The sequence below is a fragment of the Paenibacillus sp. FSL R7-269 genome (assembly GCF_000517865.1).
Lineage (GTDB): Bacteria > Bacillota > Bacilli > Paenibacillales > Paenibacillaceae > Paenibacillus_AQ.
The window spans coordinates 56074-82740 of the sequence record NZ_ASPS01000014.1; the positions used below are offsets into that span (position 1 = coordinate 56074).

Annotated in this window: 22 protein-coding genes; all 22 read left to right on the forward strand. The window is 52.6% G+C overall.

The window, feature by feature from the left end; translation table 11 throughout:
* The first annotated feature begins 49 nt into the window (after window positions 1-49).
* The 22 genes from C162_RS06425 to C162_RS06530 all read left to right on the forward strand — a co-directional run bounded on the left by C162_RS06425 (window position 50) and on the right by C162_RS06530 (window position 26626).
* On the forward strand, window positions 50-4381 hold the full coding sequence (locus C162_RS06425; RefSeq protein ID WP_036692610.1) for a PolC-type DNA polymerase III: 4332 nt from the start codon (window positions 50-52) through the stop codon (window positions 4379-4381).
* A 202-nt stretch (window positions 4382-4583) separates the two neighbouring features.
* A complete protein-coding gene (rimP, locus tag C162_RS06430) occupies window positions 4584-5051 on the forward strand; it encodes a ribosome maturation factor RimP (protein ID WP_036692612.1) in 468 nt (155 codons plus the stop codon).
* Between the two features lie 26 nt (window positions 5052-5077).
* Window positions 5078-6175 carry a transcription termination factor NusA gene (nusA, locus tag C162_RS06435; RefSeq protein ID WP_036692613.1) on the forward strand — a complete coding sequence of 366 codons (1098 nt, stop codon included), beginning with the start codon at window positions 5078-5080 and terminating at the stop codon, window positions 6173-6175.
* 30 nt (window positions 6176-6205) lie between these two features.
* Entirely contained in the window at window positions 6206-6514 is a 309-nt protein-coding gene (gene rnpM / locus C162_RS06440) for an RNase P modulator RnpM (protein WP_036692616.1), read from the forward strand.
* Window positions 6507-6830: a YlxQ family RNA-binding protein gene (locus tag C162_RS36335; protein WP_036692617.1), complete on the forward strand. Its 324-nt coding sequence runs from the start codon at window positions 6507-6509 to the stop codon at window positions 6828-6830. Before rnpM ends, C162_RS36335 begins: the two co-directional genes overlap by 8 nt.
* A complete protein-coding gene (gene infB / locus C162_RS06450; protein WP_036692620.1) occupies window positions 6823-9513 on the forward strand; it encodes a translation initiation factor IF-2 in 2691 nt (896 codons plus the stop codon). The genes C162_RS36335 and infB overlap by 8 nt, the downstream gene beginning before the upstream one ends.
* Before the next feature lie 18 nt (window positions 9514-9531).
* Complete coding sequence (gene rbfA, locus C162_RS06455; protein WP_036692621.1) at window positions 9532-9879, forward strand: 30S ribosome-binding factor RbfA; 348 nt, start codon at window positions 9532-9534, stop codon at window positions 9877-9879.
* 26 nt (window positions 9880-9905) lie between these two features.
* On the forward strand, window positions 9906-10883 hold the full coding sequence (locus C162_RS06460; RefSeq protein ID WP_036692623.1) for a DHH family phosphoesterase: 978 nt from the start codon (window positions 9906-9908) through the stop codon (window positions 10881-10883).
* Window positions 10880-11794, forward strand: a complete 915-nt coding sequence (gene truB / locus C162_RS06465) for a tRNA pseudouridine(55) synthase TruB (RefSeq protein ID WP_036692625.1) — start codon at window positions 10880-10882, stop codon at window positions 11792-11794. The genes C162_RS06460 and truB overlap by 4 nt, the downstream gene beginning before the upstream one ends.
* Window positions 11795-11830: 36 nt before the next feature.
* Window positions 11831-12778 (forward strand): bifunctional riboflavin kinase/FAD synthetase, encoded by a 948-nt coding sequence (locus C162_RS06470; protein WP_036692627.1) that lies wholly within the window; start codon window positions 11831-11833, stop codon window positions 12776-12778.
* Between the two features lie 149 nt (window positions 12779-12927).
* On the forward strand, window positions 12928-13197 hold the full coding sequence (gene rpsO, locus C162_RS06475) for a 30S ribosomal protein S15 (RefSeq protein ID WP_019910460.1): 270 nt from the start codon (window positions 12928-12930) through the stop codon (window positions 13195-13197).
* Between the two features lie 224 nt (window positions 13198-13421).
* Window positions 13422-15524: a polyribonucleotide nucleotidyltransferase gene (gene pnp / locus C162_RS06480; protein ID WP_036692629.1), complete on the forward strand. Its 2103-nt coding sequence runs from the start codon at window positions 13422-13424 to the stop codon at window positions 15522-15524.
* A 267-nt stretch (window positions 15525-15791) separates the two neighbouring features.
* Entirely contained in the window at window positions 15792-16778 is a 987-nt protein-coding gene (locus tag C162_RS06485) for a polysaccharide deacetylase family protein (protein WP_036692631.1), read from the forward strand.
* A 77-nt stretch (window positions 16779-16855) separates the two neighbouring features.
* Window positions 16856-18121 (forward strand): M16 family metallopeptidase, encoded by a 1266-nt coding sequence (locus C162_RS06490; protein ID WP_036692633.1) that lies wholly within the window; start codon window positions 16856-16858, stop codon window positions 18119-18121.
* Entirely contained in the window at window positions 18093-18545 is a 453-nt protein-coding gene (gene dut / locus C162_RS06495) for a dUTP diphosphatase (RefSeq protein WP_036692634.1), read from the forward strand. Before C162_RS06490 ends, dut begins: the two co-directional genes overlap by 29 nt.
* Before the next feature lie 276 nt (window positions 18546-18821).
* Window positions 18822-19718: a dipicolinate synthase subunit DpsA gene (gene dpsA, locus C162_RS06500; protein ID WP_036692636.1), complete on the forward strand. Its 897-nt coding sequence runs from the start codon at window positions 18822-18824 to the stop codon at window positions 19716-19718.
* Window positions 19719-20315 (forward strand): dipicolinate synthase subunit B, encoded by a 597-nt coding sequence (locus C162_RS06505; protein WP_036692637.1) that lies wholly within the window; start codon window positions 19719-19721, stop codon window positions 20313-20315.
* Window positions 20316-20533: 218 nt separating this feature from the next.
* Window positions 20534-21754 (forward strand): aspartate kinase, encoded by a 1221-nt coding sequence (gene dapG, locus C162_RS06510; protein ID WP_036692638.1) that lies wholly within the window; start codon window positions 20534-20536, stop codon window positions 21752-21754.
* 16 nt (window positions 21755-21770) lie between these two features.
* Window positions 21771-22670, forward strand: a complete 900-nt coding sequence (gene dapA, locus C162_RS06515; protein ID WP_036692639.1) for a 4-hydroxy-tetrahydrodipicolinate synthase — start codon at window positions 21771-21773, stop codon at window positions 22668-22670.
* A 599-nt stretch (window positions 22671-23269) separates the two neighbouring features.
* The gene (locus C162_RS06520) at window positions 23270-24955 is read left to right on the forward strand and encodes a ribonuclease J (protein WP_036692641.1); all 1686 of its coding nucleotides are present in this window, start codon (window positions 23270-23272) and stop codon (window positions 24953-24955) included.
* Window positions 24956-25109: 154 nt separating this feature from the next.
* On the forward strand, window positions 25110-25610 hold the full coding sequence (locus C162_RS06525; protein WP_036692643.1) for an RNA polymerase sigma factor: 501 nt from the start codon (window positions 25110-25112) through the stop codon (window positions 25608-25610).
* A complete protein-coding gene (locus C162_RS06530) occupies window positions 25607-26626 on the forward strand; it encodes an anti-sigma factor (RefSeq protein WP_036692655.1) in 1020 nt (339 codons plus the stop codon). Before C162_RS06525 ends, C162_RS06530 begins: the two co-directional genes overlap by 4 nt.
* Window positions 26627-26667 lie beyond the last annotated feature (41 nt).

The following is a 26667-nucleotide window of genomic DNA, read 5'->3' on the forward strand; positions in this document are numbered from 1 at the left end:
ATGACGTCGAAGTCTTACGCCAATTATTGCCGAGTTAGGTGGGGAATGCATGGAGCAGAACGTGGAGAGAAGAAAGAGATTTGAGCTGTTGATGAAGCAGGGGGAGATTCCGCCTGCCATGATTGATCCTTATTTTGTAGACGGACAGATTGAACGGGTGGAGATTAGCCGCGGCAACCATGACTGGCATATCGTGATTGCGAAGACAACCCTGATTCCCGCCCAGACCTACCGGGCCTTTATCCTAAGAATGCGTGAGAAGCTGCAGCATATTGCCAAGGTCAGCTTCTTGTTCCTATATGATGATACTGTAAGCAGAGCCGATATTGTGCAGGAGTACTGGGGCATGTTCCTCGAGTGGGTCCAGCGTGAGATTCCTTCCGTCAACGGTTGGCTGACGCGTTCCAGTCAGGAGCTGCGGGACGGAACGCTCATCCTTAGCCTGAATGATACCATGTCGCTCGAGCTGGCCCGTAAAAAGGGTATCGAAGCCGCCATTATTAAATATTATGATAAATATTTCGCACTTCCCCTCAAGGTCAAGCTGCAAATGGCCGAGGACGAGAGTAAGAGCAAGGCGGATGCCTATGAGGAATTCCAGCAGAAGCTCCAGCAGGAGCAGCGTGAGCTGGTAGAGCTGATGATGATGAATAGCGAGCCGGACGAGCCTGAAGAAGCCGGGGACCCGAATGAGGTCATTAAGCTTCAGGTAGGGAATGACATCAAAGAGCAGGCCGTCTCCATTCTGGAAATTCAGGATGAAGAGAAGAAGATTACGATCCAGGGGACGATCTTCGGGCTGGACCGCAAGGAACTGCGTAACGGAAATACGCTGTTCACCTTCTGCATCACAGATTTTACAGATTCCCTGCAGATGAAGATGTTCGCCAAGACCAAGGAAGAACTGAAGATCATGGGCCAGTTGGCTAACGGCAAATGGGTCCGGGCGCGCGGCAAAGTGGAATATGACCGGTTCATGCAGATTCCTGAGCTGGTGATGATTCCTTCGGATCTGACCGAGGTGTCGGCGCCGCCTGCCCGTAAGGACAATGCCAAGGAGAAGCGTGTGGAGTTCCACTTGCATACGACTATGAGCACGATGGATGCGGTAGCACCGATTGATGCCTATGTCAAAACAGCTGCGAAATGGGGCCACCCGGCACTTGCAGTTACCGACCACGGCAATGTTCAGAGCTTCCCGGATGCGAATCACGCCGCCCATAAGCATAAGCTCAAGATGCTCTACGGGGTGGAGGCTAATGTCGTCAATGATGCGGTCAATATCGTGGAGAATGCGCAGGCGCTCGAGCTCAAGACGGCAACCTATGTCGTCTTCGACATCGAGACCACGGGGCTGTCCATCACACGCAACAACATCACGGAGCTTGCGGCGATCAAGATGTGTGAAGGCAAGGAACTCGACCGTTACACCACCTTCGTCAATCCGCATGAGAAAATCCCCTACCACATCCAGCAGTTGACGAACATTACGGATGAAATGGTCAAGGATGCCCCGGATCTTGCGCCGGTACTGGGGGAGTTCGTGGAGTTCGTAGGAGACAGCATTCTTGTTGCGCACAATGCGCGGTTCGATATGGGATTCATTCAAGCTTCTCTGAAGAAGCTGGGGCAGCCGGAGCTGCCAAATCCTTCACTGGATACGCTGGAGCTGGCGCGTCTGCTCTTCCCCAAAATGAAGAACCACCGGCTCAATACGCTTGCTGACAAGTACAAGGTACTGCTGGAGAGCCATCACCGTGCGGTGGATGATACGATTGCACTGGGCGGGATTCTGAACGGTCTGCTGTCCGATGCGGAGAAGATGAAGGGCATGACCCGGCTGGACCGGCTGAATGATTATGTAGGCAATGACTTGTCGAATGTACGGCCGTTTCACTGCGGAATCTATGCACTGAATCCGATCGGCAAAAAAAACCTCTACAAGCTGATCTCTATGTCGCATACCGAGTACTATAAGCGCGTACCCTGCATTCCCAAATCGAAGCTTGAAGAACATCGTGACGGACTGCTCGTCATATCCGGCTGTGAGCGGGGCGAGTTCTTCGAGGCTGTGCTGAACAAGACCGTGGAAGAGGCAATTGAGGTTGCCCAGTTCTATGATGTGCTGGAAATCCAGCCGCTGACCATGTACATGCATCTGGTGGATAAAGGGTTCGTAGCGAGTCCAGAGGACCTGCGGGGTGTTGTACGCAAAATTTGTGAGATCGGCGAACAGATGAATAAGCCGGTGATAGCCACTGGGAATGTGCACTATCTGGAGCCGCGCGATAAGCTGTTCCGCGATATTACGATCCACGGGATTACGGGGTTCAGTCCGCTAAAAGACCAGAACAAGCCGGATGCCCACTTCCGTACAACCGATGAGATGCTTGCCGAGTTCGAATACCTGGGTGCAGCCAAAGCGAAGGAAGTCGTGGTCACGAATACTGTTGAGCTGGCTGAGCGGTTCGAAGAATACGATCTGTTCCCAAGCGATCTCTTCACGCCTATTATTGAAGGTGCGGATGATGAGATCCGCAATACCTGCTATGAAACAGCCAAATCGATCTACGGCGAGGAACTGCCGGAGGTTGTGGTTGCCCGTCTGGAGAAGGAGCTTGCCCCTATTATTAAATACGGGTTCTCCGCCAACTATCTGATCTCGGAACGGCTTGTCAAAAAGTCGAACCAGGACGGTTATCTCGTCGGTTCCCGTGGCTCGGTAGGCTCGTCTGTAGTGGCAACATTCCTTGGAATCTCGGAGGTTAACCCGCTTCCGGCTCACTATATTTGTACCAATTCGGAATGCCGGCACAGCGAATGGTTCCTGGACGGAAGTGTGCCGAGCGGGTTCGACTTGCCGGATAAGGACTGTCCCGATTGTGGCGGGAAGCTGAAGGGAGAAGGTCAGGATATTCCGTTTGAGACCTTCCTGGGCTTCAAAGGGGACAAGGTTCCCGATATCGACCTTAACTTCTCCGGGGAGTATCAGCCGAACGCCCATAATTTCACCAAAACAATGTTCGGCCCGGACAATGTATTCCGCGCGGGAACCATTGGTACGGTAGCGGAGAAGACCGCCTTCGGCTTCACCAAGAAATATGAAGAACATCACCAGAAGCGCTGGCGCGGCGCAGAGGTCGGACGGCTTGCCGCCGGCTGTACCGGTGTGAAGCGCAGTACGGGGCAGCACCCCGGCGGTATCGTAGTTTTGCCGGATTACATGGAGATTGAAGATATCACTCCCGTGCAGTTTCCGGCGGATGATGTTACAGCCGAGTGGAAGACTACCCATTTCGACTATCACGCCTTCGATGCGAACCTGCTGAAGCTTGATATTCTCGGCCACGATGATCCGACCATGATGCGGATGCTGCAGGATCTGACCGGTGTGGACCCGACGACCATTCCAATGAATGATCCGAAGGTAATGAGCATGTTCAACTCCACGGATGCGCTCGGGGTAAGACCCGATCAGATTCGTACCCCGGTGGCCACTTATGGAGTGCCGGAGATGGGAACGAAGTTCGTCCGCCAGATGCTTGTTGAAGCCAAGCCTTCCAGCTTTGCCGACTTGCTGCAGATTTCCGGGCTGTCCCATGGAACCGGCGTGTGGCTGGGAAATGCGCAGGAGCTGATTAAGAACAATACCTGTAACATTAAGACGGTAATCGGCTGCCGTGATGATATCATGCTCTACCTGATTTATAAGACGGGGATGGATGCCAGTCTGGCCTTCAAAATTACAGAGAGCGTGCGTAAAGGGAAGGGCTTGCCGCCGGAGTGGATTGAGGAGATGAAGAATTGCAAGGTGCCGCAGTGGTACATTGATTCCTGTCTCAAAATCCAGTACATGTTCCCGAAGGCCCATGCCGCGGCTTATGTTATTTCAGCGGTGCGCACAGCCTTCTTCAAGCTGTATCATCCGATAGAATACTATGCGACTTACTTCTCGGTCCGCGCGGCGGATTTCGATATCGAGCTGTGCTGTAAAGGCTACGAAGCCATTGCGCGCCAGCTTGTGGAGATCGAATCCAAGGGCTTCCAGGCGCTGCCTAAGGAAAAAGCCATGCTTCCGGTCCTGGAGATGGCCCTGGAGATGACTGCACGCGGCTTTACCTTCAAGAACATTGATCTGTACCGCTCGGATGCTACCAAATTTACGGTGGACGGCACCAGCCTGATTCCTCCGTTCTCCTCGCTTGCGGGAATCGGGGATAATGCTGCAATTAATATCGCCGCTGCCAAGGATGCAGGAGAATTCCTCTCAATTGAGGATTTCCAGCAGAAATCCAAGGCCAGTAAAACGGTGATTGAGCTGCTTACGGGAATGGGCTGCTTCCGGGGATTACCGGAGAGTAACCAGCTTTCACTGTTCTGACAACCGGCTCAAGTGATGGCATATACAGCCCTTTAATGTCCTCTTAGAAAGGGGAGTCAAGGGCTGGTACTTGTCAGTGCTGCCTCTCTATGGTATAATTTTTTTGGTAATAATGAGATAAGTCCGTTGTGTAAAGAGTGGGGAAACCCACTCTTTATCTTTGGTATATAGCAAAAGACAAGTTCGTGGAGGTAATCTTCTTTTGAGCACACCCAAATCCAAAATTAAACAAACGGTAGAGCAGCTGCTCGGGTCCTATCTCGAGGACAATGGTTTCGAACTGGTGGACGTTGAATACGTGAAGGAAGGCTCCAACTGGTTTCTGCGCGTATTCGTAGACAAAGAGGGCGGCATCGATATCGATGACTGCGGTACTATCAGCGAATATATCAGCCAGAAGCTGGATGAGAATGATCCGTTCTCCGAAGCGTATTTCCTTGAAGTCTCTTCGCCGGGAGCTGAGCGTCCGCTCAAGAAAGCTGCGGATGTCACCAAGGCGGTAGGCAAGGACGTATATGTAACGGTCTATGAGCCGATTCAAGGACTCAAAGAATTCGAAGGTCGTTTGCTCTCGTTCGAGAACGAGGAACTGCTCATCTCCGCGGGCAAAAAAGAACATGTGGTACCTTACGCCAAGGTCGCCAGTGCGAGGTTGGCCATTATTTTTTAACGTCTTGAAAGGGGGACCGGAATTTCATGAGTATGGAGTTTATTGAAGCTATGAATGAACTGGAAAGGGAGAAAGGCATCAGCAAGGATGTGCTGTTTGAAGCCATCGAAGCGGCGCTGATCTCCAGCTATAAACGCAATTTCAATGCGGCGCAGAATGTGCGTGTGGATATGAACCGTAACACAGGCGTAATCAAGGTGTTTGCCCGCAAGCTGATTGTGGAGGAGGTTCTCGATGCACGGACCGAGATCTCGCTCCTGGCTGCCCGGGAGATCAACCCGCATTTCCAGCTGGAGGATATCGCCGAGCAGGAAGTCACGCCGCGTGATTTCGGCCGCATTGCCGCCCAGACTGCGAAGCAGGTGGTTACCCAGCGTATCCGCGAAGCGGAACGTGGCCTGATCTATAACGCTTTTATCGACAAGGAAGATGATATTGTAACCGGCCTTGTACAGCGTCAGGATATGCGCAACATCTATGTGGATCTTGGCAAAATCGAGGCGGTTCTTCCGCTGAGCGAGCTGATGCCTGGAGAAAAGTTCAAGCAGAGCGAGCGTATCAAAGCTTATATCACTAAGGTGGAGAACACGACCAAAGGGCCGCAGATTATGCTGTCCCGCAGTCATCCAGGTCTCCTGAAGCGTCTGTTCGAGCTGGAGGTGCCGGAGATTTTTGACGGGGTGGTGGAGATTCGTTCCGTTGCCCGCGAAGCTGGCTTCCGCTCCAAGATCGCCGTGTTCTCACGCAATCCCGAAGTGGACCCGGTCGGCTCTTGCGTAGGGCCGAGAGGCACACGTGTACAGACCATTGTGACTGAGCTTCGCGGTGAGAAGATTGATATTGTCAGATATTCCGAGCTGGTGCAGGAGTACGTAGCCAATGCGCTTAGCCCGTCCAAGGTGCTTGAGGTTCAAGTCTTTGAACCTGAGAAAATGGCCCGCGTCATTGTTCCTGACTATCAGCTGTCACTGGCCATCGGCATCAAGGGGCAGAATGCCCGTCTTGCCGCTAAGCTGACCGGCTGGAAGATCGATATCAAGAGCGAGACGCAGGCGGAGCAGGAATACGGCAGACCCAGATCGTCCAATGATGAAATGCATCAGGATTCCGTCTCCATCGATTAATGAATGCTGACTGACGGGAGGTGCTTTGTTATGAAGCAAAGAAAGGTGCCGCTGCGTAAATGCGTTGCCAGCCAGGAGATGATGCCCAAGAAAGAGCTGATTCGCGTGGTGAGAACGCCTGAAGGCGAGGTGCTGATTGACCTGACAGGCAAGAAGTCGGGCCGTGGCGCTTATATCTGCGGTAAACTGGAATACTTTAAGCTAGCACAGAAGACCAAAGCACTTGACCGGGCATTGAAATGTCAGGTCAGTCCTGAAATCTATGCCCAGCTTGCCCGGGATTTTGCATCCGTGGAGGAGCAGTTTTTGGCAGCGAAGGATAGTGAGGACAATGAGTAAGACACTTTCTTATTTAGGGCTTGCGATGAGAGCAGGCAAGATTGTCACCGGCGATGAGGCTGTGCTTAAGGCAGTACGGTCTTCAGAGGCGAAGCTGGTCGTCCTGGCAGGTGACGCTTCAGATAATACCCAGAAGAAGTTCCGCGATAAATGCGGGACCTACGATATTCCACTAGTAATCGCATTTCACCGGGATGAACTCGGTGCAAGTATTGGTAAGGACCAGCGCGTAGTGCTGGCCGTTACGGATAAAGGATTCGCGGAAATGGTCTCCAGAACGCTTGGAGATACTGTCGGAGGTGGAGTTATTGACTAAAGAAGATAATAAGGATAAGCTGCGCGTATACGAATATGCAAAGTCTTTGAACATGAGCAGTAAAGAAATTATTACCATTCTGAAGCGTTTGGATGTCCCGGTGAATAATCATATGAGTGTCATGGAGAATGGCTCCGTGAACAAAGTTGAACAGTTCTTCAAGGACATCAAGTCAAACGCTGCAGCCAAGCGGGACACCGGCACCAGCAGCCGTCCGGTAACTCCCGGAACGGTAACCGCCGAAGTACGCAGTGCTCAGAATACCAACAAAATTCAATCGGAAAAGCAGGTAGGTATGAACAGTAACCAAAACAACAACCAATCGACGACGTCCCCAAGGCCCCAAAGCGGACAAGATTCCCGCAGAACACAAACATCAGGCTCCGCTCAGAATTCTCGCCCGCAGGGCAGTTCAAGCAGCAGCCGTCCACAAAGCAGTTCGACTGGCAGCCGCCCGCAAGGCAGCTCCACTGGCAGCCGCCCACAGGGCAGCTCCACTGGCGGCAGCCGTCCACAAGGCAGCTCCACTGGCGGCAGCCGTCCACAAGGCAGCTCCACTGGCGGCAGCCGCCCACAGGGCAGCTCCACTGGCGGTAGCCGTCCACAAGGCAGCTCTACTGGCGGCAGCCGCCCACAAGGCAGCTCCACTGGCGGTAGCCGTCCACAAGGCAGCTCTACTGGCGGCAGCCGTCCGCAAGGACAAGGCAGCGCACCACGTACAGGTGACCGTCCGCAAGGTCAAGGCAATGCAGGCGGAGGTTTCTCACGCAGCGACGGCCCTAAGAAGAACACCACTGGCGGCAGACCTGGTGGCAACAACAGCGGCCAGAAACGTTACGACGACAACAAGGGCGGCAACTATCGCGGCCGTGGCGGCAAGAACAACCGCGGCAGAAACCAGCCGACCGTATATCGTGAGAAGATTGACAACACACCTAAGAAGATCATTGTCCGTGGCAGCATGACCGTGGGTGAAACCGCGAAGCTGCTTCACAAGGATGCTTCGGAAGTGATCAAGAAGCTGATCTCGATGGGGGTTATGGCCACCATCAATCAGGAGCTTGATATCGATACGATTCTGCTGCTGGCCGGCGAATTCGGCGTAGAAGTAGAAGTGAAGATTCCGGTTGATGAAGACAGCTTCGAGACCGTGGAAGAGAACGATTCCGAAGATGATCTGATGACCCGGCCACCGGTTGTAACGATCATGGGTCACGTTGACCATGGTAAAACAACCTTGCTCGATGCCATCCGTTCCACGAATGTATCCGGCGGCGAAGCAGGTGGAATTACGCAGCATATCGGTGCCTATCAGGTTGAGATTAATCATAAGAAAATCACATTCCTTGATACTCCGGGCCATGAAGCTTTCACCGCCATGCGTGCCCGTGGTGCCCAGGTTACAGATATGACGATTATCGTTGTAGCGGCAGATGACGGCGTAATGCCTCAGACTGTAGAAGCGATCAACCATGCCAAGGCAGCCGGACTTCCGATCATTGTGGCAGTTAACAAGATCGACAAGCCGGGCGCAGACCCTGACAAGGTGAAGCAGGAGCTTACAAGCTATGAGCTGGTGCCGGAAGAGTGGGGCGGCGATACAATCTTCGTCAACCTGTCGGCTAAGCAGCGCATTAACCTTGAAGAGCTGCTGGAAATGATCCTGCTCGTTGCCGAAGTAAATGAGTACAAGGCGAACCCGGACAAACGGGCACGCGGTACTGTTATAGAAGCTGAGCTTGACAAGAACCGTGGACCGGTTGCCCGTATTCTCGTGCAGAATGGTACGCTGAAGGTCGGAGACGCATTTGTAGCGGGTAACTGCTTCGGCCGCGTACGCGCCATGGTGAATGACAAGGGACGCAAAATCAAGGAAGCGGGACCTTCCACTCCAGTGGAAATTACCGGTCTGACCGAGGTGCCGCAGGCGGGCGATCCGTTCATGGCCTTCGAAGATGAGCGTAAAGCACGCGCGATCTCTGACAGACGTTCTACAACGCAGCGCCAGTCCGAGCTGAACACGAACACCCGCGTTACGCTGGATGATCTGTTCAAGCATATCAAGGACGGCGAGATCAAGGATCTCAACGTTATCATCAAGGGTGACGTTCAGGGTTCGGTAGAGGCGCTGAAGGGCTCCTTGGCCAAGATCGAAGTCGAAGGCGTACGCGTGAAGATCCTTCACAGCGGTGCCGGCGCGATTACGGAATCCGATATTACCCTGGCAGCAGCCTCCAATGCTATCGTGATCGGTTTCAACGTTCGTCCGGATGCCCAGACGAAAGCGGCGGCCGAGCAGGAGAAGGTGGATGTGCGACTGCATAACATCATCTACAATGTCATTGAAGAGATCGAAAGTGCCATGAAGGGCATGCTTGATCCTATATTTAAAGAAAACGTTATCGGTCATGCCGAAGTGCGCAACGTATTCAAAATCAGCAAAGTGGGCAGTGTCGCAGGTTGTATGGTTACCGACGGCAAAATTGCCCGCAATGCTGAAATGCGCCTGATCCGCAGCGGTATCGTTGTCTTCACAGGCAAAATCGACACCTTGAAGCGTTTCAAAGATGATGCAAAAGAAGTGGCACAGGGTTATGAATGTGGCATAACTTTGGAACGCTATAATGATGTCGTTGAAGGCGACATTATCGAAGCATTCATCATGGAAACGGTAGAGCGCTAAGCGAAGAGGTGAAATAAGATGTCTAAAATCAGAGCGGGACGGGTTGGCGAGCAGATTAAGAAAGAGCTGAGCCAGCTCATCCAAAGCGGACTGAAGGACCCGCGTGTCGGGTTCGTAACTGTAACTGGCGTAGATGTGACGAACGATCTGTCACAGGCCAAGGTATACCTGAGCGTATTCGGGGACGAGGAGCAGAAATCAGACTCACTTAGAGCGATTGAGAAGGCCAATGGCTTTCTCCGCTCGGAGCTTGGTAAAGCGATCCGCCTGCGCCATACGCCTGAGCTGATCTTCAAGATTGACGAATCCGTTGCTTACGGAAGTCACATTGAGAAGCTGCTCGGCGAAATCGGCAAAAACGAATAGGCCACGGAACATAAAGGAGACGGCGAATGCAGAGCTATGAACAAAGTCTCCAGCAGACGCGTAAGTTTCTGCTGGAACACGACGATTATCTTGTAGTGTCGCATGTTCAGCCGGACGGAGATGCAGTCAGCTCCACCCTTGCGGTGGGCTGGCTTCTCTCATGTCTGGGCAAAAAATATCTGATGCTGAATGAAGGCCAGATTCCGCAGCGAATGGAATACTTATGGCATGCCGATCAGATTGTCAATCTGTCTGAGGGTTCGTTGCCCCGCCAGTACAGCCATGTGATATGTGTTGACTGTGCGGATTTCCAGCGTGTAGGGCTGACCCAGCAGCATTTCACCAGTGATGCACTGATCTTGAATATTGACCATCATCCAACGAACAACGGCTACGGCGCGGTGAACCTCATCAAGCCGGATGCGGCAGCGACAGCAGAGATACTGTTCGATCTGCTGAAGACCTTTGAACTCAAGTGGGATATTGATATTGCCACAGCCATTTATACTGGACTGTTAACGGATACCGGCGGTTTCCGTTACAGCAATACTTCTCCTAAAGTGATGGCGGCGGTATCCGAACTGCTGACACTGGGTGTGAATGGACCGGACCTGGCTGAGACCCTGCTGGAAGAGATGACGCTTCCCCAGGTGAAGGTGCTAAACCGTGCACTTAGCACATTACAGCTCAGCTCTGAAGGAGATATAGCCTGGGTGTATGTTACACCTAAGGATATGCTGGACTCTGGAGCGGCCAATGAGGACCTTGAAGGGATTGTCAACTATCCGCGGAATATCCGCGGTGTAGAGGTAGGCATTCTGTTCAAGGTTATTGATGACCATGCGGTGAAGGCCAGTCTTCGTTCAGCAGGTAAGGTGGATGTGGCCGCACTTGCACAAGCCTTCGGCGGCGGAGGACACACCCGGGCAGCAGGCGCGCGTATTAATGGAACTCTGGAAGAAGCTGTGACACAGGTGCTGGAGGAGGTCAAACGTCATTTATGAGTGAGCTTACAGGAGTTCTGGCTGTATATAAGCCGGCAGGGTTCACTTCACATGATGTTGTGGCCAAGGCGCGGCGCATTCTGGGCATGAAGCGGATTGGACATACCGGGACCCTTGATCCTCAGGTAACCGGAGTATTGCCGCTCTGTCTAGGCCGGGCTACTAGAGTAGTGGAGTATATTCAGGAGCTGCCCAAGGAATATGTCGCCACGCTGCGGCTGGGAATGGCCAGCGATACAGAGGATCTAACCGGGACGATTACGGAATCCGTGGAGGAGGTTCATGTCACAGAAGCCGAAGTGCTGGCTGTGCTGAACTCCTTCCAGGGCGTGATCTCACAGGTGCCGCCGATGTATTCCGCAGTGAAGGTGGACGGCAAGCGTCTGTACGAGCTGGCCCGGGAAGGCAAGACCGTAGAGCGCAAGAGCCGTGAAGTGGAGATTTATGAGATTGAGATGCAGCAGATGGTCTGGAATGGCAACTATCCGGAGATCACTTTCCGGGCGTTATGCTCCAAGGGGACCTATATCCGTACCCTCTGTGTAGATATCGGACGTAAGCTCGGTCTTCCCGGTGTAATGGTGAAGCTGGAGCGGACGATGTCTGCCGGGATCTCTGCCAGTCATTGCCTGACTCTGGAGCAAATTGCGCAGCACAAGGAAGGCGGCACACTGGATGAGCATCTGATTGCTGCTGACGAGGCGATTTCACATATGCCCAGACATACCGTTGCCGCAGAGAAGAAGAAAGCAGCCCTGCAGGGGCAACGTCTGTCGACCCGGTTTGTAATGCCGGAAGTGAAGCAGGCCGGAGATTTCCGTCTCTATGATCAGCAAGGGGAGTTCCTCGGTATTTATGCTTTGGAGGCTAACGGAGCTATTGCACCTGTCAAGGTGTTTGCCCAGGTCTAAACTTTAATTTATTTGCGAATGTAGGTGAGAAACAGCGTGAGAACCGTAACGTTAAGCTATCCGATGCTGCCTGAGGCGGCAGCACAGTATGCGCAGCCTCAAGTAGTTGCCCTGGGACAGTTCGATGGACTGCACCTCGGGCATGCCAGTGTCATCACATCAGCTGTTGCTCTGGCCCGCGAGGCAGGTGTACCCGCAGCGGTGATGACCTTCTACCCCCATCCCAAGGATGTTATGGGCAAAGGGGATTATGAGGGATACTTGACCCCCTCTAAGGATAAGCAGGAGCTGCTTGCCGGGATGGGTGTTGAGCTTTTATATATAATTGAATTTAATGAAGAGCTCTCCCGGGTAAGTCCGGCGGACTTTGTCTCTGTGATGCTGCTGCCGCTGCAGATTGTAACTGCAGTTGTAGGGTTCGACTTCCGCTTCGGCTACAAAGGTGAGGGAGATGCGGACAGGCTCTCGGAGCTGGGACAAGGTGCGATGAAGGTAGAGACGGTCGCCCCGTTCCTGCTTGAAGGAGAGAAGGTCAGTAGCTCAGGTATCCGCAAGAGCTTGCTGAGCGGGGAACTGGGTAAGGCTAATGCCTGGTTTGGACGTTGTTATCACCTGCGCGGTACCGTAGGGCACGGGGAGAAGCGTGGCCGGACCATCGGCTTTCCGACAGCCAACCTGCAGCTCGAAGACCGCTATGTTATTCCGGCCAAGGGCGTATACGCCGTCAAGGTCTTTTACCGGAATGAGGTCTTGTACGGGGTGATGAATGTCGGCGTGAAGCCAACGTTTCACGAAGGCGTGACCACTCCGAGCTTTGAGGTACACCTGTTTGATTTTGCCTCAGATATCTATGGGCATGAGCTTAAGGTGGAGCTGGTTTCCTATATCCGGTCTGAACGCAAGTTCGGGTCCATCGATGCCTTGATTGCACAGATCGGTGCAGATGCTGAGACAGCCAAAGGGCTGCTGGGATATCATTCCTAATCTTTCCGGACAAGCCGTTTACTTTTGTCTGTGAAGGTGCTATACTGATTAACGTTGCTGGAATGACAGCATCAGAACCTTAGCTTGGTTACTTGTTCTCACCGACGGTGACGAGGCTACTGGCGATTATAATGAAGGAGGTGAACAGGATGGCATTGACTCAAGAACGTAAACACCAATTGATCGACGAGCACAAAACTCACGAATCCGATACTGGATCCCCTGAGGTGCAAGTTGCTATCCTTACGGAGAACATCGTTAATTTGACTGACCACTTGCGTACGCACAAGAAGGATCATCATTCCCGCCGTGGACTGCTGAAGATGGTTGGACAACGTCGTAAACTGCTGGCGTATTTGAAGAACAAAGACATCAGACGTTACAGCGCCCTGATCGAAAAACTGGGATTGCGTCGTTAATTTTCCATAAGCTCAGCCCAAAAGCAGCCTGGTTGTATACCGTATGTCCTTCTTACGAGCGACAGCGGGACAGCCGGGTTGCTTTTTGAAAATTTAGGGTAAACTTTTACAGTTGACAAGTTGATAGCATTCGCAAAAACGGCTATAGCACTTCTGCGGAGGACAAGCCGTTTTTGCTTGTAGAACATACAGGAACGTATTATTACCATTCAAGGAGGGGTTTTATGGAACAACGTGTGGAAATGCAGCTGGGCGGAAGACGCCTTGTGCTGGAAACAGGCCGTCTGGCCAAACAAGCGAACGCAGCCGTGATGGTGCGTTACGGGGATACTTCAGTATTGTGTACGGTTACAGCATCCAGTGAGCCTAAAGATCTGGATTTTTTCCCGCTTACAGTGAATTATGAGGAAAGATTATATGCAGTAGGCAAAATCCCGGGCGGATTCATCAAACGTGAAGGACGTCCGAGCGAGAAAGCAATTCTGTCCAGCCGTCTGACAGACCGTCCAATTCGTCCATTGTTCCCGGAAGGATTCCGCAATGACGTTCAAGTCTTGAACCTGGTAATGAGTGTGGATCAGGACTGTGCGCCTGATATTGCGGCCATGATCGGTACTTCCGCTGCGCTCAGTATCTCTGATGTGCCGTTCAACGGACCCATCGGCGGCGTGGCTGTCGGCCGGATTAACGGGGAATTCATCATCAATCCTGATCAAGCCCAGCAAGCAATCAGCGATATCTATGTGGTTGTGGCCGGTACGAAGGATGCCATCATGATGGTAGAAGCAGAAGCCAATGAAGTGACTGAAGAAGTAATGCTTGAAGCGATCATGTTCGGACATGACGAGGTCCGCAAGATTGTGGCAGTGATTGAACAACTCGTAGCCGTTGCCGGTAAAGAAAAGATGGCTGTGAAGCTGCATGCGGTTAATGCGGATGTGAATACAGAGGTTCGTACTTTTGCGCAGAGCCGTCTGGTGGAAGCTGTAAGAATTGCCGAGAAGCATGCCCGTCAGGATGCTATTGATCTGGTGAACAACGAAGCGGTGGCGTATTTCGCAGAGAAATACATAGAAACTCCAGAGCTTCTTAAGGATGTTAAGGAAGCCCTGCATGATATCGTGAAGGATGAAGTTAGACGTCTGATCACACATGACAAGGTTCGTCCGGATGGACGGAAGCTGGACGAGATCCGTCCGATCGAATGTGATACAGCTCTTCTGCCGCGCACGCATGGTTCCGGTCTGTTCACACGCGGCCAGACACAGATCCTCAGCGTATGTACACTGGGCGCACTGGGCGATGTGCAGATTCTGGATGGTATTGATCCGGCTGAAACCAAGCGCTTCATGCACCACTACAACTTCCCTCCGTTCAGCGTAGGGGAAGCCCGTCCGCTAAGAGCACCGGGACGCCGCGAGATCGGGCACGGGGCACTCGGCGAACGCGCGTTGTCCAAGGTGATTCCAAGTGAGACTGAATTCCCGTACACTATCCGTTTGGTATCCGAAGCGATTGAATCCAATGGCTCCACCTCCCAGGCAAGTATCTGTGCCAGTATTCTGGCGATGATGGATGCAGGGGTACCTATCAAGGCGCCTGTAGCCGGTGTAGCGATGGGTCTGATCAAGGACGGGGAGCATGTATCCATCTTGACCGATATTCAAGGCATGGAAGATCACCTCGGCGATATGGACTTCAAGGTAGCGGGTACAGCAGAAGGCGTAACGGCGATTCAGATGGATATCAAAATCGACGGCATCGACCGCAAGATTCTGCAGGAGGCGCTTGAGCAGGCACGAGAAGGCCGGATGTTTATTCTGGGCAAAATGAATGAAGCGATCGCAGCTCCAAGAACGAGCCTGTCTAAATATGCTCCGAAGATAATTATCATCAATATCAATCCGGACAAGATCCGTGATGTAATCGGTGCCGGCGGTAAAATCATCAACAAGATCATTGAAGAAACCGGCGTGAAGATTGACATCGAACAGGATGGCCGCGTATTTATCGGTTCTTCTGATGAAGCTATGATCCAGAAGGCCCGTGGCATCATTGAGGGTATTGTAAAGGAAGTTGTGGTCGGTGAGATTTATGTGGGTACGGTTAGACGCATTGAGAAATTCGGCGCTTTTGTTGAATTGATCCCTGGCAAAGACGGCCTTGTGCATATTTCCCAGCTGTCCACAGACCGTGTGGCGAAGGTGGAAGATGTTGTGGCGATTGGCGACACGATCACCGTGAAGGTAACAGAGATCGACCAGCAGGGCCGCGTCAACTTGTCACGCAAAGCTGTACTGACTTCAGAGAGCGGAGCGAAGGCGTAAGAAGCATTACGCTGACGCTTCACCGTTATCCTTACTATAGATAAGAAGAAGAGACAGAAGCAGTACAGTTCTGGCTCTTTTTTTTGGAAAAGTATACGCTGCGTTACCGTCCTGACTGACGGTTATACCTTACCCGCTTGCAGGCGTCATAGATGCAGTATGCATAATTTGCACTCTGCATACATAGGCTGGGACAAAGCGTCCCCGCACGGCTTGACCCTGGTGCGGAGACGAAACAGACCGTTTGTGCCAGGGAGGTATAACGTCATGAAGACGGACAAGGCGGCGCTCGTGCTGGCTTGCATCGCAGTAGTAATTGGAATTGGCAGCACGAACGGACCCGTGAAAGAGATGATTGCCGGGCTTAAGCCTCAGGCGGATGCAGCCGTAATGAGCTATGCTCTGAATCAGACAGAGGATGATCTGCGCGCTCAGATTACCCGCCGGGCCGAGGCGCTGAATGCGCAGCCGGTGAATGCTGTTGTGGACCGGGTATGGAAAGCCATACCGGGGTATAACGGGCTGGAGGTCGATGTGGAGGCAACCTACCGGAGCGCGCTTTTACGGGGACCCGAAGCAGGGCTTAAGCTGATGTACCGCCAGATTAAGCCTAAGGTATCACTGGATGATCTGGGAGCACAGCCGATCTACCGGGGGAATCCGGCGAAGCCGATGGTCTCGCTGATGATTAATGTGGCCTGGGGGAATGAGTATATCCTTCCGATGCTGGACATTCTGGATGCGGAGAAGGTGAAGGTCACTTTTTTTCTGGACGGAAGCTGGTTAAGCCGCAACAAGGAGCTTGCAGCAGAGATGCTGAAGCGCGGGCATGAGGTAGAGAACCATGCGTATACGCATCCTAAGATGAGTATTCTAAGCCGGACGCGTGCCACTGCAGAGATTGAGAAAACGCAGAAGCTGCTGAAGGAAAGCCTGGGTGTGACGAATAAGTGGTTTGCTCCGCCGTCAGGAGACTTTAATCAGCAGACGGTGGAAATCGCCGCCTCACTGGGACTGAAGACGGTATTATGGACGCTGGATACGGTTGATTGGCGCAATCCGTCCCCGGAATCAGTTGTTGCCAAGATCAGCAGGCGGGTAGAGCCGGGAACCCTAATTTTAATGCATCCGACGGCATCCTCCTCGCAAGCGCTGAGAGGGATGATCCGGGGGATCAGAGCCAAGGGCCTGCAGCTGGGAACCGTCAGTCAGACGCTCTCCGCTGAGCGTATCGTGACTGCGGAAGTTGAGTGAACGCCCTATTTCTGATAGGATAAGAGGCGCGAATAACAAATACAGACAGAACAAGGCTGTGCCAGGAGGATTACACATTGGACAAAATATTATTATCAAACGGACTCCGGGTGGTTACCGAGAAGATCCCGACCGGCCGATCCGTATCTTTCGGAATCTGGGTTAAGACGGGCTCCCGCAATGAGAACCCGCTAAACAACGGGATTTCCCATTTCATCGAGCATATGCTCTTTAAGGGGACAGACCGCTATAGCGCCAAGGATATTGCCGAACAGTTCGATGCCATTGGCGGGAACGTCAATGCTTTTACCTCGAAGGAATATACATGCTTTTATGCTAAGGTGCTGGATGAGCATCTGCCGATTGCTGTGGATGTGCTGGCAGATATGTTCTTCCGTTCACGGATGGATGCCGAGGAACTGGCCAAGGAGAAGAATGTCATCCTGGAGGAAATCGCCATGTGCGAGGACACACCGGATGATCTTGTCCATGAGCTGATGTGTGCTGCCGCTTACGGCGAGCACCCGCTGGCCTATACGATCCTCGGGCTGAAGGACCGCTTGCTGGAGATGACGCCGGATGATCTGCGTGCTTACATGAACGAGCAGTACACCATCGAAAACACAGTGATCAGCGTAGCCGGTAATATTAACGACGGGCTGATCCCGCTGCTGGAGCAGCATTTCGGTTCCTTCACGAATCATGGTGAAGCGCCGGAACTGACTGAGCCTGCATATCAGGGGGAGCTGGTATTCCACAAAAAGAAGACCGAGCAGAATCACATCTGCATCTCCCTGCCGGGTGTCCGCAGCGGCGGGCCGCTGCAATATCCGATGGCGCTCCTTAACAATGCGTTCGGCGGCGGCATGAGCTCCCGGCTGTTCCAGGAGATCCGTGAGAAGCGTGGTCTGGCCTATTCGGTCTTCTCGTACCACAGTGCCCAGGCTGACAGCGGCTTGTTCACGGTCTATGCCGGGACAGCGCCGAAGCAGACCAAGGAAGTAACGGAGCTGATCAAAGAGATGTTGCGTGATCTGGCTGTGAACGGTTTGAGCGAGGACGAACTGCGTAAAGGCAAGGAGCAGCTCAAGGGGAGCCTGATTCTCAGCCTGGAGAGCACGGGCAGCCGGATGAACCGGATGGGCAAAAATGAGCTGATGCTCGGCCGTCAGGATACGCTGGATGAAATGATAGCCAAAATCGGAGCTGTAACCATGGAGGATATCGATGCTCTGCTGGACTTTATGTTCGCACAGCCGTTGTCCCTGGCAATGGTTGGTTCCACAGATAAAGCGATAGCCAATGTTAGGAGAGATGATCTTGCCTCATTACGTACAAATTAACAAACTGCCAGGGAATGAGGATGTTCTGCTGCCCTGCAAAATGTCCGAGCAGGCCTCGGGGTATGACCTGTATGCCGCTGTAGGAGAGCCTGTGGTGCTTGCTCCGGGCGAGCGGACACTGATCCCCACTGGCATATCACTGGCGATGCCAGGCGGGCTGGAGGCGCAGATCCGTCCGCGCAGCGGGCTGGCCCTCAAGCATGGCATCACCTGCCTGAACACACCGGGTACCATCGATGCGGATTACCGGGGCGAAATTAAGGTGCTGCTGATCAATCTGGGACAGGAGCCGTTTGCGATTGCCCGCAACGAGCGGATCGCCCAGATGGTATTCCAGGCTGTGCCGGAAGTGACTCTGGCGGAAGTGGATGAGTTGTCCGACACGGCTCGCGGAGCCGGCGGCTTCGGGCATACTGGCAAATAAGCCCTCCTTAACTTATAGCTGTACTAATAAGCTTGCGGAAATGCACCTTCGGGTGCAGCCGCAGGCTTTTTTTAAATTTATATGTTTTGGGGTCCCCGCAAAGTACCTGAGTCATCTTCGAAGCTAAAGCCCCACTTTGTGGGGTTATTTTGTTAGCTTATTTAAGCTATAGGTATTGCCGGGAATTAGAATTCTTCTCCGCTCTTCACCCATCGGCGGCTTCCGGCATAAGATGCTCTATAGTCGAATGTGGTTGTGGAAAGGAGCGTCATCCCTATGCTTACTGGCATCAGGATCGTGTTCCTGGGCGGGGACGCGAGACAAATTGAAGTGATTCGGAAATGTGTGGAATTGGATGCGGCCGTAAGCGTTGCCGGATTCGATACATGGGATGCCCCATGCCCGGGGGTAAGCCTGGAACTGCTGTCGACTGAGCTGCTTGGTCAAGCGGATGTGCTGGTGCTGCCGGCGGTCGGCTGCGATGAGGAGGGGTACATTAACGCGTTATATTCTTCGGAACGCCTCCAGCTGAAGGAGGAGCATATTGCGGCTCTGCCGTCCCGGGCAATCGTATACACCGGCATGGCTAAAAACTATTTGCGCGGCCTTTGTGCCGTTCATTCCCTGAAGCTGGTGGAACTGCTGAACAGGGACGATGTGGCGATCTATAACTCTATTCCGACAGCGGAGGGAGCTTTGGTGATGGCCATACAGAACACGGACTTTACCATACACGGCTCCACATCGATGGTGCTGGGAATTGGCCGGACCGGGTTCACCATGGCCAGAACGCTCCAGGGAATGGGAGCAACGGTCAAAGTAGGCGTCAGGAAGCAGGAGCACTTTGCAAGAGCGGCGGAAATGGGCTGGAAGCCTTTTATGACAGAGGATTTGCTGCTGCATGCACCAGAGGCGGATCTGATCTTCAACACCATACCCGCTATGATTATCAACGCTCAGGTCCTGTCCCGGCTTCAGCCGCACTGCGTGATCATTGATTTGGCGTCCGCACCGGGCGGATGCGACTTCCGTTATGCCGAGAAGCGCGGGATCAAGGCGATGCTGGCACCGGGCCTGCCCGGGATTGTTGCCCCCAAGAGCGCCGGAATCATTATGGCAGGTGCACTGGTACAGTCGATATCGGACGAGACTTTAATCAGGGGGGATGAATGAATGGATTGGCACGGAAAAACAGTAGGTTATGCCATTACCGGCTCACACTGCACCTTCGCTGAGGTGATGCCGCAGATTCAGCGGTTCATGGACTCAGGAGCGAATGTGGTGCCGATTGTGTCTGCTTCGGTACTGAATACGGACACCCGCTTTGGAACCTCGGAAAATTGGTTAAAACAGTTGAAAGATATAACAGGGAATGATATCATTTCTACAATTGTTGAAGCGGAGCCGCTGGGTCCTTCCAAGCTGCTGGATGTGCTGACGATTGCTCCCTGCACAGGGAACACAACAAGCAAGCTGGCGAATGCGATGACGGACAGTCCGGTGCTGATGGCAGCCAAATCACAGATGCGCAACGGGCGTCCGCTGGTGCTGGCGATCTCGACGAATGACGGACTCGGACTTAACGCGGCGAATATTGCGAAGCTACTGGTAGCCAAACATATTTATTTCGTCCCGTTCGGACAGGATAACCCGGAGGGGAAGCCGAATTCGCTGGTGGCGCAGATGGATCTCATTCCTGAGGCCTGCTACGCCGCCCTGCAGGGCAACCAGTTGCAGCCTATGCTGGTACAACGATTTCATTCTGCATAGCTTATATAATCAGCACAGGATTGGCCCGGAAGAGCGAATTTTAGCTGACGGACCCATAAGCTTCATTTCTGCCGTCCTCATCCCGGGGGCGGCACAAACAATTTTACGCTATAATAAGAGTCAGGTTATCGCGGCTACGAACACTTCTGCCTCGCGGGGTGATTTATTTCACGTAGGGTTCAGTAGTTCTGCTGAGAGAAGTAATGGAGGAATTATACATGGGTATTTTGGTGCAAAAATTCGGCGGAACCTCACTCTCCACACCAGTGGCCAGAGAACACGTAATCCGTCATGTCAAACGGGAGCTGGCCAGCGGGTTCAGCCTGGTGGTTGTAGTCTCGGCTATGGGCCGCAAGGGGGAACCCTATGCTACCGATACACTGCTTGATCTGGCGGTTCAGAGCGGGAATTCACTGCCGGACCGGGAACGGGATCTGCTGATGTGCTGCGGGGAGATCATCTCGGCGGCCAATCTGTGCGGTCTGCTAGAGCAGGAGGGCATTCGGTCGACGGTGCTGACAGGGGCGCAAGCCGGATTCCTGACCGACAACAGCTATGGCAATGCCAGAATCCTGGATGTGCGGACAGAACGCATTCTACGGGAACTGCGTGAGCATAAAGTAGTAATAGTAACCGGTTTCCAGGGCCAGACTGAAGCGGGTGATTTCACCACGCTGGGCCGCGGAGGAAGCGACACCTCAGCTACAGCCCTTGGGGCCGCGCTGCGTGCGGATATGGTAGATATCTATACGGATGTGGACGGAATTCTCACCGCTGATCCGCGGATTGTGGAAGATGCAAGGCAGCTTACTTATGTCAGCTACACCGAGATTTGTAACATGGCGTATCAGGGAGCCAAGGTCATTCATCCGCGGGCTGTGGAGATTGCCATGCAGGCCCAGATTCCGGTGCGTGTACGCTCGACCTTCTCCGAAGCGGAAGGGACGCTTGTGACCCATCCAGAGGGCTTCAGCGATGTATCCCATGGAGTCGTGGACCGGTTCGTCACTGGTGTTGCCTATGTCAGTAATATTACGCAGATCTCGGTGGAATGTCCGGAGGGTAACGGCACCGGCGTGCAACTGCAGATTTTCAAGAGTATGGCCGATAACGGAATCAGCGTGGACTTTATCAATGTGACACCGACCGAGGCCGTATATACAGTGTTCGATGACAAGTCGGAGCAGGCGATTGCCGCGCTTCAAGAGCTGGGCCTGCGTCCCAAGAGCTTGTCCGGCTGTGCCAAGGTCTCCGTCATCGGCGGAGGCATCAACGGCGTTCCGGGAATCATGGCGCATATCGTCGAGGCGCTCAGCTCGCAGAACATCCAGATTCTGCAGTCTGCCGATTCCAACACAACCATCTGGGTTCTCGTGAAAAAAGAAGATATGGTGCAGTCGGTTCGCGCCCTGCATGCCAAGTTTGAATTGCACCGCTGACAAGGAGGAATTCAAAGTGGATTTCGGAAGACTGATCACCGCAATGGTAACCCCGTTTGACGGGGAAGGAGAAATCAACTGGGAAGCAACTTCAAGGCTGGTCGATGTTCTGATCGAGGAACAAAAGTCTGCTGCGCTCGTAGTCTGCGGAACCACCGGCGAATCGCCGACCTTAACCGATAAGGAGAAGCTGAAGCTGTTCTCCTTCGTGAAGCAGCAGGCAGGCGGACGCTGTAAAATTATTGCCGGTACCGGCAGCAACAGCACCAGACATTCCATAGAGCTCACTAAGGAAGCCGAGAAAATCGGCGTGGACGGTGTGCTTCTGGTCGTCCCTTATTACAATAAACCGAATCAGGAAGGGCTCTATCAGCATTTCTCTACAATTGCTGCCGCGACTTCGCTGCCCTGCATCTTGTACAATGTGCCGGGACGAACGACAGTAAGCATGAGTGTAGCTACCACCCTGCGTCTGGCGGAGATTCCTAATATTGTGGCCACGAAGGAATGTGCTTCGGTAGACCAGATTACTTGGATTGCCTCAGCTTGTCCTGAAGACTTCCATGTCTACACCGGAGATGATTCCGCCGGCCTCGCGACGCTTGCTGTGGGGGGCCACGGTATCATCAGTGTGGCCAGCCATGTTGTGGGAGCGCAGATGTCGGAGATGATCGAGGCCTTCAACTCCGGCGATGTCCGCCGTGCAGGCGAGCTTCACCGGCAGCTGTTTCCGGTCTTCAAGGGGCTGTTCGAGTGTCCTCAGCCGCTGCCCAATCCCTCGGCAGTGAAGTATGCACTGGGGCTGCGCGGGATGGATGTCGGCTCGGTCCGTCTGCCGCTGGTTTCACCGACGGAAGAAGAGGGGGCTTTCATTGCGGCCTTACTAAGACAAGATAGTCCAGGCATGGATAAGTGAATTAGGTGAAGATAGTTACAAAGGCAACCGGTCGCTCTCATGGAGCGGCCGGTTTTTTGATAATAAGGACTTCATGCACCGCAGCTCATTTGGTATTTATTTCTCCTGCATTAACTCTATGTTAAAAAAGTCAGGTATTGCAGCGATTTTTGCTTGTCTTTTCCTCAAATATTGGCTGTTTGTTAAGGAAAGAATAGGACCAGGTACAGGGTGACTTGTCTTTTGCCAAAAAAATCATGTATAATGAACTTAAGTGACTTGGTGCGGTTAATTGAATATGCGGTAATCTTCCGGCAATGCGGATTTATTGCATTGTAAGACAGGATAGGTCCTTGAATAAGTCTGTGCTAAATATGCCGGATTTACGCGCGAGGGGCGCGGTGGTGGAATTTTGAGGGCATTTGCCCGCTTCAAGAGGATATTACTGCCCGGATTCGGGAGTTTAGACTTGCGCAAGTATACAGACTTACCGGGAATTCCTTGTCGAAATAAGGAGTTAACAGCAATTTGATGTATATTACAGCGCCGCTGAAATATTGAAGCTCATTGTTAACAAATAAAAAGTATGACGTCCAACATCATAGGAGGGTTAGATTCATTTGTCCAAAAAAAACAATAACAACAACGACAAACTGACGATATTCGCACTTGGCGGAGTCGGTGAAATTGGCAAGAACATGTACGTAGTTCAGTACGGTAACGACATTGTAGTCGTAGACGCCGGTCTGAAGTTCCCTGAAGAAGATATGCTGGGTATTGATATCGTAATACCGGATATCTCCTACCTCACTGAGAACCGTGACAAGGTAAGAGGAATTGTACTTACCCACGGACATGAGGATCACATTGGCGGATTGTCTTATGTGCTTAAGAACCTGAATGTTCCTGTATACGGAACAAGACTGACCCTGGGCCTTGTAGAGAACAAGCTCAAGGAAGCGAACCTGCTGGGTGAAACTAAGCGGATTCTGATTAACGAGGATTCCGAGGTTGAACTGGGCACATCGCTTAAGGTAACCTTCTTCAGAACGAATCACAGTATTCCGGATTCTGTCGGGGTATGCATTGAGACACCAGAGGGCAACGTTGTCCACACCGGTGACTTCAAGTTCGACCACACGCCAGTCAACGGTCAATTTGCCAATCTGCACCGCATGGCTGAGATCGGATCGAAGGGCGTTCTGGCCTTGCTGTCAGACAGCACCAATGCCGAGAAGCCGGGCTTCACACCTTCGGAGAAGAATGTCGGCATCGTGCTGGAGGATATTTTCCGCAAAGCTGAACAGCGTGTGGTGGTAGCAACCTTTGCTTCCAACGTGCATCGTATTCAACAGGTAGTGAACGCTTCTGAAGCAACCGGACGCAAAATTACCGTTATTGGACGAAGCATGGTTAACGTAGTATCCATTGCTTCCGAGCTTGGATATCTGCATATCCCTGACGGCATGCTCATTGAGCCTGAAGAGATGAACAGAATGGCAGGCAACCGTGTTGTAGTACTGTGTACAGGCAGCCAAGGCGAGCCGATGTCGGCGCTGACACGCATGGCGCGTTCCAGCCACCGCAAGGTAGATATTATGCCGGGCGACACCGTTATTATTGCGGCTACACCGGTACCGGGTAATGAGAAATATGTAGGCCGTACCATTGATGAATTGTTCCGTCTGGGTGCCAACGTTATATACAGCGGCTCCAACTCCGGCGTTCACGTATCCGGTCACGGCAGCCAGGAAGAGCTGAAGCTGATGCTCAACCTGATGAAGCCGAAATACTTCATGCCTATCCACGGTGAATACCGGATGCAGCGCAAGCATGCACTTCTGGCGGAGTCTGTTGGCGTAGAGCCAAGCAATATCTTCATCACCGAGCTGGGTGAAGTGATTGAGATCTCCGGTGGAGCTGCCCGCAGAGCGGGTAAGGTAACTGCCGGTAACGTACTGATCGACGGGCTGGGTGTCGGCGATGTAGGTAACATTGTGCTGCGTGACCGTAAGCTTTTGTCGCAGGATGGTATTCTGGTGGTTGTGGTTACCCTCAGCAAGCAGAACGGAGCGATTGTCTCCGGTCCTGACATCATCTCACGCGGATTCGTATATGTGCGGGAATCGGAAGGTCTCCTGGACGAAGCGAACCGCATTGTCTCGGGAACGCTGCAGCGTCTGATGAGTGAGAAGGTCAATGAATGGGCTTCCCTGAAGACTAGTGTCAAAGACTCTCTCGGCCGTTTCCTCTATGAGCAGACCCGCCGCAGACCGATGATCCTGCCGATTATTATGGAAGTATAAGAGAAGCATTTCTTAACAATATAGCTTTTTGGCAATAGCCTCTTTTCCCGGAAATATTGGACGGTTTCTGGGGAAAGGGGCTTTTTTATGTTTTTTTCGCTGCACAAAACAACATTTGGGCAACCTGACCGTTATACAGGCAAGGAGGTGCAGCATGGAGCCAAGAGACATGGAGAAGGTGCTCCAACCCAAACTGGCGGAGATCCGCCGCTACTTGATCCGCCTCGGCGCCGGAGCCTCAGATGCAGAAGATATTGTGCAGGACACGGTGTACAAGGCGCTGCTGTATCTGGATGCGATCGATGAGCGCAAATTCAGCGCATGGTTGTACAAGGTCGCAATTAACCGGTATTTTGACCATTGCCGCAGTCAGAAGAGATATCAGTATAGTGGCGAGGAAGTGGAGGAACATCCGGCCCATGAGCAGGAGTTGCCGGAAGTGGTGCTGCTGCGCAGGGAACGGAAGGAAGAGATTGAAGGAGTGTTGGCGCGGCTCCATCCGGTGAATAAGCAGCTGATTCTGCTGAAATATGAAATGGAGTTATCCTACAAGGAGATCTCCGCCATGCTCGGCATTTCTGAAGGAAGAGTGAAAGCTACTCTTTATCGGGCCAGACAGCAATTTCAACAATTATACGGAGGTGAGGGCGAATGACAGCCCCATGGGAAGAAGCAGAAGACCAGAATATTATCCAGACCCTGAAAAAAACCAAACGGAAGAGCATGATTCGCAGTATCCTGATTTCAGTTGTGGTCAGTGTGCTTATGCTGATTGTCGTATTCTACGGTGCAGCGCAACTGGTAGGCCGCCTGTCCTCCAATGCCCTGTACAGTGAGCAGCAGTATATGAGGATCAGCAGCCCTAATGAATTTAATTCAGGCACTAGGGACAATAGAGGTTTTCTATCAGGAGTCCTTGAACTTCAAACCTATAAAATCGTCGATGATGTGCCCGTTCCCTGGAAGAATAGATGGCTCAATTACAACGCCTGGTGGTTCCCTTTCACAACAGGTGCCTATGGAGGCTCTAATAATCTAACCGTACAGGATGCCAAGATGAAGCAGGAAGGTTATGAGTATTACCGGGCGTATAATTCCTATAACGGGCAGAGGGAGCTTGCATTCTATATTCCAGGCGTCGATTACGGCGGTAGCATTCTAAATGATCTTCCCGAGCTGGACAAGATGAACGCAGACAAACGGGTGGAACTGGCCGTATCCTTTGACAAGGATTATTCGTTTGAAGAGGTGAAAAGCCTGCTACCCGCAGGCGCAAAGCCAGTCTGGTACTGGGTCGATACGTATGATGACCGCGAGGGGTTCAACTTCAAGCCGTATCCAAATGAGAATGATCCCGCTAAAATGAACTATCCGGCCCCGATGAGTGCGAATTATGGAGTCTACGGATTTGGTGTTCAGCCGGATTGGGATCAGGCGAAGCCTGATGATTTCATTGGCTCAGTGGAGGTCGGTGTTAGCAAGAAAGACATTCATTATAGTGAATATCAGCGGATCTACAATTATTTGAAAAAGGATAAGGCGGCGCCGGAAGCCGGTGATGTCCGGATATTGGGCGTAGTTGTGACCGGCAAGGCTGACAGCTTGAAAAGTCTGAAAGGCCAGGCTTATGTGCATGGAGCAGTACTGGGAGCCGTGGTGGACAAATATTAACCGGCAATGACGGCGGACGTTCTGAGGAGCGCCCGCCGTCT

What these genes read in the sequence shown, in the direction of transcription:
- nusA (WP_036692613.1), top strand. Translation starts at nt 5,078, where the DNA reads ATGAGTATGGAGTTTATTGAAGCTATGAATGAACTGGAAAGGGAGAAA.
- rpsO (WP_019910460.1), top strand. Translation starts at nt 12,928, where the DNA reads ATGGCATTGACTCAAGAACGTAAACACCAATTGATCGACGAGCACAAA.
- dut (WP_036692634.1), top strand. Translation starts at nt 18,093, where the DNA reads ATGATCTTGCCTCATTACGTACAAATTAACAAACTGCCAGGGAATGAG.
- C162_RS06505 (WP_036692637.1), top strand. Translation starts at nt 19,719, where the DNA reads ATGGATTGGCACGGAAAAACAGTAGGTTATGCCATTACCGGCTCACAC.
- C162_RS06525 (WP_036692643.1), top strand. Translation starts at nt 25,110, where the DNA reads ATGGAGCCAAGAGACATGGAGAAGGTGCTCCAACCCAAACTGGCGGAG.
- C162_RS06485 (WP_036692631.1), top strand. Translation starts at nt 15,792, where the DNA reads ATGAAGACGGACAAGGCGGCGCTCGTGCTGGCTTGCATCGCAGTAGTA.
- dapG (WP_036692638.1), top strand. Translation starts at nt 20,534, where the DNA reads ATGGGTATTTTGGTGCAAAAATTCGGCGGAACCTCACTCTCCACACCA.
- C162_RS06530 (WP_036692655.1), top strand. Translation starts at nt 25,607, where the DNA reads ATGACAGCCCCATGGGAAGAAGCAGAAGACCAGAATATTATCCAGACC.
- pnp (WP_036692629.1), top strand. Translation starts at nt 13,422, where the DNA reads ATGGAACAACGTGTGGAAATGCAGCTGGGCGGAAGACGCCTTGTGCTG.
- rnpM (WP_036692616.1), top strand. Translation starts at nt 6,206, where the DNA reads ATGAAGCAAAGAAAGGTGCCGCTGCGTAAATGCGTTGCCAGCCAGGAG.
- truB (WP_036692625.1), top strand. Translation starts at nt 10,880, where the DNA reads ATGAGTGAGCTTACAGGAGTTCTGGCTGTATATAAGCCGGCAGGGTTC.
- dpsA (WP_036692636.1), top strand. Translation starts at nt 18,822, where the DNA reads ATGCTTACTGGCATCAGGATCGTGTTCCTGGGCGGGGACGCGAGACAA.
- C162_RS06460 (WP_036692623.1), top strand. Translation starts at nt 9,906, where the DNA reads ATGCAGAGCTATGAACAAAGTCTCCAGCAGACGCGTAAGTTTCTGCTG.
- C162_RS06425 (WP_036692610.1), top strand. Translation starts at nt 50, where the DNA reads ATGGAGCAGAACGTGGAGAGAAGAAAGAGATTTGAGCTGTTGATGAAG.
- rbfA (WP_036692621.1), top strand. Translation starts at nt 9,532, where the DNA reads ATGTCTAAAATCAGAGCGGGACGGGTTGGCGAGCAGATTAAGAAAGAG.
- C162_RS36335 (WP_036692617.1), top strand. Translation starts at nt 6,507, where the DNA reads ATGAGTAAGACACTTTCTTATTTAGGGCTTGCGATGAGAGCAGGCAAG.